We start from the raw sequence: 13,236 nt of genomic DNA, 5'->3' as shown, positions 1-13,236 counted from the left end.
CGGTCAGACTGCGACGCCCACCCGGTCCCCGTCCAGGGTGGCCGCGCCGGCCCGGCGCGGGGCGAGGCAGTCGCCGACCCGGTGCACCTCCAGGCCGCTGCCGCGCAGTGCGTACCACAGCCCGGCGTCCGCCCGCGGAGCGGTGGCGGCGACCAGCCAGTCGACGGTGCGCTCCTCGACCGCGCCGGTCGGGTGGTGCAGCAGCCGCACGGTGCGGCCGTCGACGGCGGTGACCAGCCGCTCCGTCGTCCGCCGGATGCGCCAGCCCGCGGCCCGCCGCTCCCAGCCGGGCCGGTCGAGGGTGGGGCCGAGGTCCTGGCCGACGACCAGCGCCGCCGTCACCACCTCGACCGTGCAGCCGCGCGCGGCGAGCAGCTCGGCGACCGAGGTCGCCGCGGCGGCGCCGAGGTCGTCGACCACCAGGACGTCTCCGGTCGGTTCGGCCGCGCCGGTGAGCACGGCGCGGACGTCGACCACTCGGTCGCTGTCCCCCGCCCAGTCCGGGCGCACCGGGCGGGCGCCGGTGGCGAGGACGACGACGTCCGGTGCCTCCGCCCGCACCGCCTCGGCGGTGGCGCGCACGCCGGTGCGGACCGTCACTCCCGTCCGGGCGCACTCGGCGGCGAGATCGTCGACCAGCGGGCGCAGCCCCTCGCGGCCGGGGGCGGACGCCGCGACCCGGATCGCACCGCCGGTGTCGGGCGCCTGCTCCCACACGGTGACCGCGTGCCCGCGGGCGGCGGCGGTGGCGGCGGCGCGGAGCCCGGCCGGCCCGCCGCCGACGACGAGCACCCGGCGGCGGCGCCCCGGTACCGGCAGCGGCGCCTCACGGCCGGCGCGCGGGTTGGTCACGCAGCCCAGCGGCCGGTTCAGGCCCACGCGGCCGACGCACTCCTGGTTGCAGCCCAGGCAGCGGCGGACCTCGCCGTCCCGCCCGGTCAGCGCCTTGGCGGCGAACTCGGGGTCGGCGATCTGCGCGCGGACGGCGCCGACCAGGTCGCAGTCGCCGTCGACCAGCGCACGCTCGGCCTGCGCGGGGGTGAGGAACCGGCCGACGCCGACCACCGGCACGTCGACGGCGGCCCGGATCGCCGCGGACAGGTACCGGGCGTAGCCGGGTGGGGCGGTCATCGGCGGGACGACGCGGTCGAGGCTCGCCGTCGCGACGCCGACGGTGGTGCTCACGTAGTCCACCAGGCCGCACCCGGCGAGCAGCCGCGCGGTGGCGACGGCCTCGGGGAGCGTCGTCCCGCCGCTCGCGCCCTCCTCGTCGGCCAACCGGACGCCGAGGCCGCGGCCGGGGCCGAGCGCCTCCCGGACGGCGGTGAGCACCTCGACGAGGAAGCGGGCGCGGGACTCGAGCGGGCCGCCGTAGCGGTCGGTGCGCCGGTTGGTGGCGCGGGAGAGGAACTGCCGGGCCAGCGAGGACTGCGAGGCCTGGACCTCCACGCCGTCGAACCCGGCGGCGGCACAGCGGGCGGCGACGTCGGCGTAGCCGGCGACCAGCCGGGCCAGGTCGGCGGTGCTGGCCTCGCGCGGCACCTCGCGGAACAGCGGGTCGGGCACCGGGGACGGCGCGAGGACCGGCGTGCGGGTGTGCAGCGAGTCCGCCTGCCCGCCGTTGTGGTTGACCTGGGCGAACACCGGGACGCCCTGTGCGTGGACGGCATCGGCGACCCGACGCATCCCGGGCAGGGCGTCCGGGTCGGAGCCGCGGACGAGCTTCTCGTAGGGCCGGTCGGCGGGGTCGGTCGAGAGCTCCTCGGTGACGACCAGCCCGGCACCGCCGGCCGCGCGGGCCGCGTAGTAGGCGGCGTGCCGCTCGGTGAACCGGCCGTCGACGGCGTAGTTCGTCAGGTGGGCCGGGAAGACCAGCCGGTTGGGCAGCGTCACCGGCCCGACCCGCAGCGGCGCAGACAGGTGTCGCACGTGGTCTCCCTCCGCGGTCGGCCGGCTCCTCGGGACGGTAGAGACTCGCAGGCATGGCCCCTCGACGCTGTCCCTGCGGAACCGGCCTGCCCTACGCCGAGTGCTGCGGTCGGCTGCACGACGGCACCGCGACGGCGGGGACCGCCGAGCAGCTGATGCGCTCGCGGTACAGCGCCTTCGCCGTGGGGGACCCGGCGTACCTGCTCGACACCTGGCACCCCTCGACGCGTCCGCCGTGGGTGGAGCTCGACCCGACCGTGCGCTGGACCGGCCTCGACGTGCTCGCCACCACCGACGGCGGATTGCTCGCCGCGGAGGGCACGGTGGAGTTCCGGGCCTGGTACCGGCACGAGGGCGAGACCGGCAGCCAGCACGAGGTCAGCCGCTTCGTCCGCGAGGACGGCGCGTGGCGGTACCTCGACGCGGTGTGAGGCGTGTGCGACGGCCGCCGGCGTCGTCGGTCGGGTCAGGCGGCGGTGGTCAGGGGTGGTCCGGTACGGCCCGGGCCGGCGCGCTGGGGTCCGATCAGGATCTCGGTGCCGTCGGGTCGCCAGGTGCGCCATCGGCCGTCGGGTTGTCGTTCCACCCGGAAGCCGTGGTGGACCCTCGTGTGGTGCCGCTCGCACAGCAGCGCGGAGTTGTCCAGGCTGGTCTCGCCGCCGTCGATCCAGGCAAGCAGGTGATGGACGTCGCACCAGAAGGTCGGGGCCCCGCAGCCGGTGAACACGCAGCCCCCGTCGCGGACCTCGGCGGCCCGCCGCACGTGCGGTGGCACCAGCCGGAGGGTGCGGCCGTGGTCCAGCGGCATCCCATCGGGGCCCATCACGATCCGGGTGACAGCCCCGTCGCAGGCCAGCCAGGGGGCCCGCGCCGCGGAGATCGTCGCGCCGAACCCCATCTCGCCCGCGCCGGGGTTCGTGCCGGGGCCGAACAGGTCTTCCGCGTTGATCTTGACGATGATCTGCGGCTTGTGCCCGCGCAGGACCGGCGAGTTCCCCGATGCGAGCTGGTTGTTGCACAGCTGCACGAAAGCGTCAGCCTGCTGCTGCTGACGGGTGCGCTCGTCGGCGGCGCAGCGGCCGGCCTGCAGCACGGCCTCCAGCGCGGTCTGCACCTTCTCCAGGCCCACCGCGTCCAGGTCGAACCGGCCCGTGCCGGACCCGTCGGCGTGCTTGACGATGACCAGCCGCCGCCCCTCGGTGGGGTCGGGCTCCGGGCCGTCCTGATCGAGCATCGCCAGATAGCGGTCCACCGCCTGGCCGAGCACCTGGTGCGGCTGCGCGGTGGCGATCACCGTCAGCGCGGTGGCGATCTCGGTCAGGTCCACGCCTTGCTCGGCGGCGGCCGCGAGCCGCTCCTCGCGCGCGATCGGCGCGACCACGGCGACCTGGTCGGCGGTCACGTCCCCGGCCGCGAACGCGGCCGCCAGCGCCGGCAGGTGCTCCAGCGCCCGCCCGCACCGGACCAGCTGAGCAGCCGCCGCGGCCGAGAGACGGATGTGGTTCCGCAGCCAGGACGGCATCGTCTTCAGCCCGTCGTGCTCGCAGGCCCGTCGCGCATCCGCGACGCGCAGGGTGCGGGCCAGCTCGGCGTCGATCCGGTTCCGCTCGCGGATCAGCTCCGCGGTGCGGTCCAGCAGCGCACCGTCGTCCAGAGCGTGCAGGTCGTCGTCGGCGAGCACCGGCACCCCGGCCACGACACCTCCCGCACCGCTCGAACGCACGTACGAAGAATACCGGTCACGAGTGTGCAGGACAACACGAAACCACAGCTCAAGGGCCCGTCCACAGACTCGCAGTCGGCGTTGACACCACCGTCGACGTCCACCGAGCGCCAACGGACGGCGTGTGTCGGCGCAAGGGGCCGTGGGCAGGAGTCGTGCGACACCCGACCGCGCACTCCGAGAGGACTTTCATGAGCGCCGATGGCACCCGCAAGGTCGCCGAACTCCTCAAGGACGAACGACTCGGTTTCCTCACCACCACCGAGCCTGACGGCACCCTGGTCAGCCGCCCGATGGCGCTGCAGGAGGTCGAGTTCGACGGCGACCTGTGGTTCTTCGCCGAGCGTGACTCCCGCAAGGTCGCCCACATCGCCGCCCGTCCCCAGGTCAACGTGACCACCGGATCCGGCGGCACCTGGGTGTCGTTGACCGGGGAGGCGCACGTCGTCGACGACCCCGGCAAGAAGCGCGAACTGTGGAACGGCGGCGTCGAGGCATGGCTGCCCCAGGGGCCGGACGACGCGTCGGTCGTGCTGATCAAGGTGGACGGCCGGTCCGCCGAGTACTGGGACGCCGCGGGGGGCCGGCTGGCCACTGCGCTCAGCTTCGTCAAGGCCAAGGCCACCGGACAGCGCATCGACGCCGGGGAGAACGAGCGGGTCGACCTCTGACAGCCGGCTCCCAGCCGGCGCGCACCGGGACTCCAGCCGGCGGCGCCACCGTGGAGGACGTCCCCCCTCGGAGGTGCCCGGTGCTCACCATCGCCGTCCTGCTCGTCTTCCTCGCCACGTTGACCGTGGCCGACCTGCTGCCGTACGACCGTGCGGCGTCGGTCGTGCTGCCGCGCTAGCGCGGCGACGCAGCGAGCAGCGCCCGCGCCGCGCGCCGTCCCTCGAGCACCGCCTCGAGAACGGTGCGCGGCGCGATGGCGTCCCCGGCGGCCAGCACCCCCGGGGGGACGTCACCCGGCAGGCCGGGGCCCGCGTCGACGACGACGGCGAACGGCACGGCCCGCTCCTCCCCCGTCCAGCGGTCGGCCAGCACCGCGACGCCGTCCCTGGCCGAGCACAGCCGGGACGACGTCTCCCGCCGCACCCCCGCCCGCGCCAGCCGGGCGTTGGCCGGCGCCAGGTCGCCGCCGAGCCGCTCGCCGGCCACCGCGTCCGGGGTCACCAGCGTGACCTCGCGGCCCGCCGCGGCGAGCAGCTCGGCCACCCCCACGCCGACCGGCCCGCCGACCGGGTCGTGCACCACCACCGGGCCGGGCGGCAGCTCCGCACCGGCCAGCACGTCGGCGGCGCTCGGACCCGGGGGCCGGCGGGCGCCGGTCGCGACGACGTCCCCGCCCTCCGCGGTCGTCCCCAGCTCGACCCGCACTCCCAGCCGCGCCACCTCCCCGGCCAGCCAGTCGGCGAGGTCGGCGAAGCGCGACCGCCCGGGCAGCGCGGCGACCAGCTGCAGCGCCCCGCCGAGCCGGCCGGTGCGCTCCACCAGCTGGACCTCGGCGCCCGCGGATGCCAACACCCGCGCGGCCTCCAGCCCGGCCGGCCCGCCGCCGACGACGGTCACCCGCCGCCCGGCGCTGTCGGGCAGGGCGCCCTCGTCGGACGGGTCGGCGACGCAGCTGACCAGCGGGTTGCGGACGTCGCGCACCTGGCAGGCCTGGTTGCACAGGGTGCAGGGCCGCACCGGGACGCCGGCCCGCGCCCTGCGCACGAGGTCGGCATCGGCGATCTGCGCGCGGGTCATCTCCACCGCGTCGGCGACCCCGTCGGCCAGCGCCCGCTGCGCGGCGGCGACGTCCACGACCGAGCCCTGCAGCACGACCGGCGTCCCGCCGGCGGCCGCCCGCACGGAGCGGGTGAGGTCGCTGTTGAACCCCGGCGCGGTGTGCCCGTCGGGCCGGTACGCCGAGGGCGCCGGTCCGCTGCCGCGCACGACGACGAGCAGGTCGACCATCGGGGCGAGCTCGTGGACGTGCCCGACGGCCAGGTCGGGCGTGATCCCGGCCCAGGGCGCCTCCTCGTCGCAGGAGAGGCGCAGCGCGAGCGCCCGCCCGGGTCCGAGCTCCGCGCGGACGGCGACCAGCACCTCCCGCAGCAGGCGCATCCGGTCGGCGCCGTACCCGTCGGTGCGGGTGTTGGTCAGGCCGGAGGCGAACTGGCGCAGCAGCGAGCGCGCGCCGGCGTCGACCTCCACGCCGTCCGCGCCGGCGCCGACCGCGGTCCGGGCGCCCGCCGCGAAGCCCGCGACCAGCGCGTCGATCTCCGGCTGCTCCATCGCCACCGGCACCTCGCGGGTGACGACGTCGGGCACGGCGGACGGCGCCCACAGCGCGGTCTGCGCGTGCCCGGAGCTGCCCTGCGCGCCGGTGTGCCCGAGCGAGGCGAGCACCAGCGCGCCGTGCGGGCGGCAGGCGGCGACGACGTCCGCCCAGCCCGGGCCGCAATCGGCGGCCAGCGGCGCCCGCTCGTAGGGCCAGTCGCTCCCGTGCACCGACGCGGTCTCGGTGACCACGACGCCGCAGCCGCCCGCGGCCCGGCGGGCGTAGTACGCGACGTGCCCCTCCGAGAGCGCCCGCCCGCGGCCCAGGTTGGTCTCGTGCGGGCCGAACAGCACCCGGGAGGGCGCCGTCCGGCCCGCCAGGACCAGCGGGTCGAGGAGTCCCGTCAGCGCAGCTCGAGCCCGGCCAGCGGCGACTCGTCGCACATCTTGGCGGGCGGTGTGGGTGAGGACACGGCCGTAGCGGCCCTCGGGATCGACGGCATGCCGAGCAGCGTCGGCTGGCCGCGCACCGGGCCGGTGTGCGAGTGGTCGACGGAGCTGCGCGGGGTGACCAGCTCGAGGTCGCGGGCGGCCAGGGCGCTCTCGCCGTAGCCCTGCACGCACTCCGGGTCGGGCCCGTCGAGCGGCAGGCCGGTGAAGAACTTGGCCGCCATGCAGCCGCCCCGGCAGGCGTCGAAGTGGGCGCACTTCGTGCAGGCGCCGCCGGTCTGCGGGCTGCGCAGGTCGGCGAACAGCTCGGAGGACCGCCAGACCCGCTGGAAGCCGCCCTCGTCGCGCACGTTGCCGGCGAGGAAGTCCTCGTGGATGGCGAACGGGCAGGCGTAGACGTCGCCCACCGGGTCGATGAGGCAGACCACGCGACCGGCGCCGCACAGGTTCAGGCCGGGCAGCGCCTCGCCGTAGGCCGACAGGTGGAAGAACGAGTCGCCGGTGAGCACGCGCTCGCCGTTGGCCAGCAGCCAGGAGTAGAGCTCGCGCTGCTGGGCCTGCGTGGGGTGCAGCTCGTCCCAGACGTCGGCGCCACGACCCGACGGGCGCAGCCGGGTGATCCGCAGCTGGGCGCCGTAGCGGTCGGTGAGCGCCGTGAACGCATCCAGCTGGGAGACGTTCTCCCGGGTGACGACGACGGAGACCTTGAAGTCCTTCATCCCCGCCTCGGCCAGGTTCTCCAGCGCGCGGACGGCGGTGGCGTACGAGCCGGTGCCGCGGACCCGGTCGTTGACCTCGGCGGTCGCGCCGTCGAGCGAGATCTGGACGTCGACGTAGTCGGTGCGGGCCAGCTGCTCGGCGCGGGCCTTGTCGAGCTTGACGCCGTTGGTGGAGAACTTGACGCCGACGTCGTGGCCGATGGCGTAGTCAAGCAGGTGCCAGAAGTCCGGCCGGACGGTCGGCTCGCCGCCGCCGACGTTGACGTAGAACACCTGCATCCGCTGCAGCTCGTCGATCACCGCCTCGGCCTCGGCGGTGGACAGCTCGCGCGGGTCACGCCGTCCCGACGAGGAGAGGCAGTGCGCGCACGCCAGGTTGCACGCGTAGGTGAGCTCCCAGGTCAGGCAGATCGGCGCGTCCAGCCCGTACTCGAACTGGTCGATGAGGCGCCCACCGGTGGGGCGGGACGGCAGGACGGCGGTCATGGGCGAGCCTCCGGGTCGGCCTCGTCGCAGGGGCCCGCTGCGAGCTGGCGAGCTGCGGGGGGCGACGAGGTCCTTTCTTCGATCATCTGGGACCGCGCGAGGTCGGCCAGCGCCCGGCGGTAGGCGGGCAGCTGCGCGTCGGGGACCCCGTTGGCGACGAGGGTGGCATCGGCGCTGGGGTGCTCGGCCAGCGTCTCCACGACGGCGACCAGCGTTCTCGACTTCAGGAAGGACAGCTTCCGGTTCCCGAAGTGGTAGACGAGCGCGCCGAAGGGCTCCGGGCGCAGCGCCACGGAACGGGCCCGCCGCCAGGGCAGCGACGGGTCGAAGTCGGTGGGGGCGGGCGCGGGTGCGCCGGAGCCCGGTGGAGGGGCGGCGCCGGCCTCGCGCACCTGCTCGGCCGGCGCCGCGACGTGGGTGTCGATCAGTACACCCCGCACATGCCGTCGATCGAGACCTCCTCGACGAGGGACTCCTCGACCAGGGCCTCCTCGACCGCGGGGGCCGCCTCCCGGCTGCTCACGGCCTGGGTGTCGTCGTTCTCGGGCACGGCGCCTCCTGTGATCTGGGTTACACGGGTGGCGGGGACGTTAGTGACACCGAGTGCCACCGGCAACACCGGTCTGCCGACGCGGCGCGCCGTCCTCCGCGTGTCCGTGACGCAAGATGGGGGCGTGACCGAGGCGCCTCCGGACGTGCGCGGCGACACCCGCGCCCGCGTCCAGCAGGCGGCCCTGGAGCTGTTCACGCGGACCGGCTTCGAGCAGGTCACCGCTGACGAGATCGCCGACGCGGCGGGGATCAGCAGGCGCACGTTCTTCCGCTGCTTCGCCACCAAGGCCGACGCGGTCTGGGGCGAGTTCGAGGCGCACGTCGCCCGACTGGAGGAGCTCCTGGCGGCCACCCGCGACGACCAGCCGGTGCTCGCCTCGATCTGCGCGGCCTACGTCGAGGTCAACGACTACGCCGACGAGCACCTGCCGACCCTGCGGCAGCGGATGGCGCTCATCCTCGGCGAGCCGGCGCTGCAGGCCCACTCGCAGGTCCGCTACGCCGAGATCGACCGGGTGGTCGCCGAGCACGTCGCCCGCCGCACCGGTCAGTCCCCGGAGGCACTGCTCCCCCGGCTGGTCGCGACCAGCACCCGGGCGGCCGCGACGACGGCGTTCGAGGTCTGGCTGGCCGACGGGACGACGACGCTCGCCGCCGCCCTGCACGCGGCCTTCGACCAGCTGGCGCGGGGCTTCCCCGGCCTGCGCAACCCGACCTCCGCCTGACGCCGTCCCTGGGCGAGATCGCGTGATCTCGCACGGATGACGGCCCGTGAGCGTGCGAGATCGCGCGATCTCGACCGGACGGGGTCCTTCTCCTGCCCGGTCGGGCAGGTGCACCTCGCCGGGTGGGCCGACCTGCTCCTCCGGACGGCCGGTTCCTCCTGTCCACCCCTGCCGCGACGTGGAACGCCGCTCGTAGCGTCCGCGCCGACGGCTCCGGCAGGCAGGCAGGAAGGACCCCCGCCATGAAGGTCGAAGAACTCCTCAAGCCCTTCCCGATCAAGGAGTTCCACCCGTTCCCGCGGGCCCTGATGGGTCCCGGCGCGCACGAGATCATCGGCCCGGAGGCGCTCAAGCTGGGCTTCAGGCGGACGCTGGTCATGACGTCGGGCCTGCGCGGCACGGACGTCGTCCACAAGATCGCCGAGTCGATGAGGTACCACGGTCTCGAGGTCGTGGTCTACGACAAGGTCGAGTCGAACCCCAAGGACTACAACGTCATGGACGCCGTGGCGCTGTACCAGGAGAACGAGTGCGACAGCTTCGTCTCCATCGGCGGCGGCTCCAGCCACGACGCCTGCAAGGGCGCGCGCATCTCGGTGGCCCACGACGGCCGCAGCGTGAACGAGTTCGAGGGCTTCAACCAGTCCGAGAACCCGAGGAACCCGCCGCACATCGCCGTCTCCACCACGGCCGGCACCGGCTCGGAGACCAGCTGGGCCTACGTCATCACCGACACCACGACCGACCCGGACAACCCGCACAAGTACGTGGCGTTCGACGACACCTCGGTGACGACGCTGGCGATCGACGACCCGGTGCTCTACTACGACTGCCCGATCGACTACACCGCCCAGTGCGGCTTCGACGTCCTCGCGCACGCCAGCGAGCCCTACGTCTCCCGGCTGAACTTCCAGCCGTCCCTCGGCAACGCGCTGTACGCCATCAAGCTGACCTCGGAGCACCTGCGCCAGGCGGTGTGGAACGGTCAGGACCTCGCCGGCCGCGAGGGGATGATGTACGCGCAGTACATCGCCGCCCAGGCGTTCAACTCCGGCGGCCTCGGCATCATCCACTCGATCAGCCACGCGGTGAGCGCCTTCTACGACACCCACCACGGCCTGAACAACGCGATCGCGCTGCCCCGCGTGTGGGCGTTCAACATGCCCACGCAGTACCAGCGCTTCGCCGACATCGCCGAGGCCATGGGCGTCGACACCCACGGCATGACCGCCCCCCAGGCCGCCGACGCAGCGCTGGCCGCCGCGATCCGCCTGCTGCGCGACGTCGGCATCCCGGAGAAGTTCACCGACGTCACCCAGGACAGCTACTCGAAGAACCGGCTGGGCCAGGGCCCGACGACGTTCTACGAGAACGCCGCGGTGATCAAGGGCGACGACACCGACGTCGACCGCATCACCAACCACGTCCTCGGCGACGCCTGCACCCCGGGCAACGCCAAGGAGTGCACCTTCGAGACCGTCCGCCCCGTGGTCGAGCACTGCATGAACGGCGACCTGGACGACCTCCTCAGCTGATCCGACCTCCGGGGGGGCGGGGGGAGCCGGCCGCTCCCCCGCCCCACCCTCCTGATGAGGAGCTCTGCATGACCGTCCAGCCCGTGCCCGCCGGCGCCGTCCCCGCCTCCCCCGAGTTCGACTCCCCTGAGGACGTGGCCCGCGCCTTCGCCGAGCACGGCTACATCGCCGACCGGCGGCTGGCGACGACGACCTTCGTGATGTCCCGCCTGGCCAAGCCGCTGCTGCTGGAGGGCCCGGCCGGCGTCGGCAAGACCGAGCTGGCCAAGACGCTGGCCGCCGCCACCGGGCGCAGGCTGCTGCGCCTGCAGTGCTACGAGGGCCAGGACGAGACCAAGGCCCTCTGCGAGTGGGACTACGGAAAGCAGCTCCTCTACACCCAGATCCTGCGGGACAAGGCCGCCGAGCTGCTGGAGGACACCACCACGCTGGAGGACGCCGTCGACCGGATCGCCGGTGCCGACAGCGCGTTCTTCAACGAGCGCTTCCTCGCCCCGCGCCCGCTGCTGGAGGCGGTGCGCTCGCCGGAGCCGGTCGTGCTGCTGGTCGACGAGGTCGACCGCGCCGACGAGGCCCTGGAGGCGGTGCTGCTGGAGATGCTCGCGGAGTACCAGGTGTCGGTGCCCGAGATCGGCACGTTCGTGGCCGAGGCGCCGCCCTACGTCGTCCTGACCTCCAACAACACCCGCGACCTCTCAGCGGCGCTCAAGCGCCGCTGCCTGCACCTGTTCCTCGAGTACCCCGACGCCGAGCGCGAGCTGGAGATCCTGCGGTCGAAGGAGACCGGCCTGGACGACGCGGCGGCGCAGCGGCTGGTCGAGATCGTCCGCGGGCTGCGCAGCCTGGACCTGCGCAAGGCCCCGAGCATCTCCGAGACCATCGACTGGGCCCGCACCCTCGCCGTCCTGGGCGTGAGCGAGCTGGACGCCGGGGTGCTCAGCGACACCGTCTCCGTCGTCGCCAAGTACGAGCGCGACGTGCAGCGCTCCCGCGAGGCGCTGCCCCGGCTGGTCGACCCGAACGCGGCGGTCCCCGAGTCCCCGGGGCACGGGCACGACCACGCGCACGGGCACACCCACTCGCACGGGGCGCACACCCACGGCGGGCACACCCACGACCACGAGGACGACGGCCGCCGGGCGCGCGCGGCCAAGGACGCCCCGGGCCGGCACGACGAGAACTACTACGGCCAGCAGGCACCGACCGAGTCCGGGCGGCCGGCTCCCCCGCGTCAGGTCCGCGCCGGCCAGGGCGCCCGCTCCTTCGCCCCCAACCGCGGGGGCGGCGCGCGACGGCGGCCGGTCTGACGGGCGCTGATCGGACATGGAGGGGGCCCTGCACCGGTTCATCCGGCTGCTCCGACTGCGCGGGATGCGGATCTCGACGGCGGAGGCGATCGACGCCTCCGCCGCCGCGGCGGCGGTCGGGGTGAGCGACCGGTCCGCGCTGGAGGCCGCGCTCGGCGCGGCGCTGCTCAAGGACCGCCGGGACGCCGAGGTCTTCGCCGACACCTTCGCCCGCTTCTTCGGCCTGCGGGCGGTGGTCGAGGAGGAGGACGGGCACGGGCACGCCCACGACGACCTGGCCGACACCGGCGAGCTGCAGCGGATGACCTGGTCGCCGGACCCCGCCGCCGACGTGCAGGAGGGGCACAGCCACGGCAAGCCGGTCGACATCAAGGAGTTCTTCAAGTCCGAGGACCTCGCGGCGCAGTACAACCTGCACCAGGAGGCCGACAAGGTCGACCTGGCCTCGCTGACCCAGCAGATCGTGCTGTCGTCGGAGAGCCGCGGCGGGCCGGCCGACGACGTGCAGAAGGTGCAGCTGGAGGTCACCCGGCTGCACGACCCGGGCCTGCCGGGAGACCTGGTGCGCGGCGGGGGCACCCAGCTGGACCTGGAGCTCTCGGTGGCCCAGCAGCAGGCGCTGCGCGACTGGCTGGCCGACCCGGTCGGCGACCTGGACCCGGAGGTCGCCGAGGCGCTGCGCCGGCAGCTCGCCGGGGTGATCGAGGACCTGCCCGAGCTGCTCGCCGCGCACCTGCAGAAGCTCGCCGAGATGACCGACCTCGCCATCGAGGAGCGCGAGCCGGCCCGGGCGCCGGTGGAGAAGGTGACCGAGGCCGAGCGGGCGCGGATCGAGGAGTCGCTGCGCCGGCTGGCCACCTCGCTGCACGGCGGGCTGACGCACAAGAAGCGGCAGTCCCCGCGCGGCCGGGTCGACGTCGCGCGCACGATGCGGCGCAACCTGCGCTACGACGGCGTCCCGTTCCGGCCGGTGACCACCCGGCTGGCCGAGGACAAGCCGCGGCTGGTCGTGGTCGCCGACGTCAGCCTGTCGGTGCGGACGACGGCGCGGTTCACGCTGCACGTCGTCCACGCGCTGCAGGACCTGTTCGCGCAGGTGCGCACCTTCGCGTTCGTGGACGACGTCGTCGAGATCACCGACCTGTTCGACGAGCACCCGCTGGAGCACGCGCTGGGCCTGGTCTTCGGCGGCGACGTCATCGACGTGGACGCCTCCAGCGACTACGGCGCGGTGTTCGCCACGCTCGCCGCCGACCACTCCGGCGCGTTCACCCGCCGCTCCACGCTGCTGGTGCTCGGCGACGGCCGGGGCAACGGCAACGCCCCGCGGCTGGACGTCTTCGCCGACCTGACCCGCCGGGTGCGCGAGACGATCTGGCTGACCCCGGAGCCGCGGTACTCGTGGGCGCTGGGCGGCTGCGACCTGCCGGCCTACGCGGAGAGCTGCGACCGGGTCGAGGTCATCCGCGACCACTCGGGGCTGGAGAGCTGGGCGACCGACGTCGTCACCCGCGCCGCCTCCCGTTAGCCCCCCCCCGTGGCCCC

General features: G+C 74.6%; 12 protein-coding genes. 6 read left to right on the top strand and 6 right to left on the bottom strand.

Annotation, left to right across the window (positions count from 1 at the left end):
- Nucleotides 1-3: 3 nt before the first annotated feature.
- A complete protein-coding gene (locus tag ACWIX7_RS13915) occupies nucleotides 4-1,929 on the bottom strand; it encodes a mycofactocin system FadH/OYE family oxidoreductase 2 (RefSeq protein ID WP_448617039.1) in 1,926 nt (641 codons plus the stop codon).
- Between the two features lie 53 nt (nucleotides 1,930-1,982).
- Here ACWIX7_RS13915 and ACWIX7_RS13910 point away from each other — a divergent pair, with 53 nt between their 5' ends.
- A complete protein-coding gene (locus tag ACWIX7_RS13910) occupies nucleotides 1,983-2,360 on the top strand; it encodes a YchJ family protein (protein ID WP_448617038.1) in 378 nt (125 codons plus the stop codon).
- Between the two features lie 35 nt (nucleotides 2,361-2,395).
- On the opposite strand, the gene ACWIX7_RS13905 is transcribed toward ACWIX7_RS13910, so the two are convergent.
- A complete protein-coding gene (locus tag ACWIX7_RS13905; protein ID WP_448622115.1) occupies nucleotides 2,396-3,625 on the bottom strand; it encodes a DUF222 domain-containing protein in 1,230 nt (409 codons plus the stop codon).
- Between the two features lie 218 nt (nucleotides 3,626-3,843).
- Between ACWIX7_RS13905 and ACWIX7_RS13900 the strand changes: the two genes are divergently transcribed.
- Entirely contained in the window at nucleotides 3,844-4,323 is a 480-nt protein-coding gene (locus ACWIX7_RS13900) for a pyridoxamine 5'-phosphate oxidase family protein (protein ID WP_448622114.1), read from the top strand.
- A 175-nt stretch (nucleotides 4,324-4,498) separates the two neighbouring features.
- Here the strand turns inward: ACWIX7_RS13900 and ACWIX7_RS13895 are convergent, their stop codons facing one another.
- Genes ACWIX7_RS13895 through mftA form a run of 4 tightly spaced genes read right to left on the bottom strand, consistent with a single transcriptional unit; the run spans nucleotide 4,499 to nucleotide 8,122 of the window.
- Entirely contained in the window at nucleotides 4,499-6,361 is a 1,863-nt protein-coding gene (locus ACWIX7_RS13895; RefSeq protein ID WP_448622113.1) for a mycofactocin system FadH/OYE family oxidoreductase 1, read from the bottom strand.
- Nucleotides 6,322-7,572: a mycofactocin radical SAM maturase gene (mftC, locus tag ACWIX7_RS13890; protein WP_448622112.1), complete on the bottom strand. Its 1,251-nt coding sequence runs from the start codon at nucleotides 7,570-7,572 to the stop codon at nucleotides 6,322-6,324. Before mftC ends, ACWIX7_RS13895 begins: the two co-directional genes overlap by 40 nt.
- The gene (gene mftB, locus ACWIX7_RS13885) at nucleotides 7,569-8,012 is read right to left on the bottom strand and encodes a mycofactocin biosynthesis chaperone MftB (RefSeq protein WP_448622111.1); all 444 of its coding nucleotides are present in this window, start codon (nucleotides 8,010-8,012) and stop codon (nucleotides 7,569-7,571) included. Before mftB ends, mftC begins: the two co-directional genes overlap by 4 nt.
- On the bottom strand, nucleotides 7,997-8,122 hold the full coding sequence (gene mftA, locus ACWIX7_RS13880; protein WP_091221520.1) for a mycofactocin precursor MftA: 126 nt from the start codon (nucleotides 8,120-8,122) through the stop codon (nucleotides 7,997-7,999). The genes mftB and mftA overlap by 16 nt, the downstream gene beginning before the upstream one ends.
- 124 nt (nucleotides 8,123-8,246) lie before the next feature.
- Here mftA and mftR point away from each other — a divergent pair, with 124 nt between their 5' ends.
- The 4 genes from mftR (at nucleotide 8,247) to ACWIX7_RS13860 (ending at nucleotide 13,219) form a co-directional block, all read left to right on the top strand.
- The gene (gene mftR / locus ACWIX7_RS13875; protein ID WP_448622110.1) at nucleotides 8,247-8,849 is read left to right on the top strand and encodes a mycofactocin system transcriptional regulator; all 603 of its coding nucleotides are present in this window, start codon (nucleotides 8,247-8,249) and stop codon (nucleotides 8,847-8,849) included.
- A 242-nt stretch (nucleotides 8,850-9,091) separates the two neighbouring features.
- Nucleotides 9,092-10,384, top strand: coding sequence for an NDMA-dependent methanol dehydrogenase (gene mdo, locus ACWIX7_RS13870; protein ID WP_448622109.1), 1,293 nt, complete (start codon nucleotides 9,092-9,094; stop codon nucleotides 10,382-10,384).
- A 68-nt stretch (nucleotides 10,385-10,452) separates the two neighbouring features.
- The gene (locus ACWIX7_RS13865) at nucleotides 10,453-11,691 is read left to right on the top strand and encodes an AAA family ATPase (RefSeq protein WP_448622108.1); all 1,239 of its coding nucleotides are present in this window, start codon (nucleotides 10,453-10,455) and stop codon (nucleotides 11,689-11,691) included.
- A 16-nt stretch (nucleotides 11,692-11,707) separates the two neighbouring features.
- Nucleotides 11,708-13,219 (top strand): VWA domain-containing protein, encoded by a 1,512-nt coding sequence (locus ACWIX7_RS13860; protein WP_448622107.1) that lies wholly within the window; start codon nucleotides 11,708-11,710, stop codon nucleotides 13,217-13,219.
- Nucleotides 13,220-13,236: the final 17 nt, after the last annotated feature.

The organism is Geodermatophilus sp. URMC 65 (assembly GCF_053502545.1).
Note: the sequence above shows the minus strand (reverse complement) of the source record. Positions and strands in the feature narration are given on the sequence as shown.

What these genes read in the sequence shown, in the direction of transcription:
- mftC (WP_448622112.1), bottom strand. Translation starts at nt 7,572, where the DNA reads ATGACCGCCGTCCTGCCGTCCCGCCCCACCGGTGGGCGCCTCATCGAC.
- ACWIX7_RS13900 (WP_448622114.1), top strand. Translation starts at nt 3,844, where the DNA reads ATGAGCGCCGATGGCACCCGCAAGGTCGCCGAACTCCTCAAGGACGAA.
- ACWIX7_RS13860 (WP_448622107.1), top strand. Translation starts at nt 11,708, where the DNA reads ATGGAGGGGGCCCTGCACCGGTTCATCCGGCTGCTCCGACTGCGCGGG.
- ACWIX7_RS13910 (WP_448617038.1), top strand. Translation starts at nt 1,983, where the DNA reads ATGGCCCCTCGACGCTGTCCCTGCGGAACCGGCCTGCCCTACGCCGAG.
- ACWIX7_RS13865 (WP_448622108.1), top strand. Translation starts at nt 10,453, where the DNA reads ATGACCGTCCAGCCCGTGCCCGCCGGCGCCGTCCCCGCCTCCCCCGAG.
- mdo (WP_448622109.1), top strand. Translation starts at nt 9,092, where the DNA reads ATGAAGGTCGAAGAACTCCTCAAGCCCTTCCCGATCAAGGAGTTCCAC.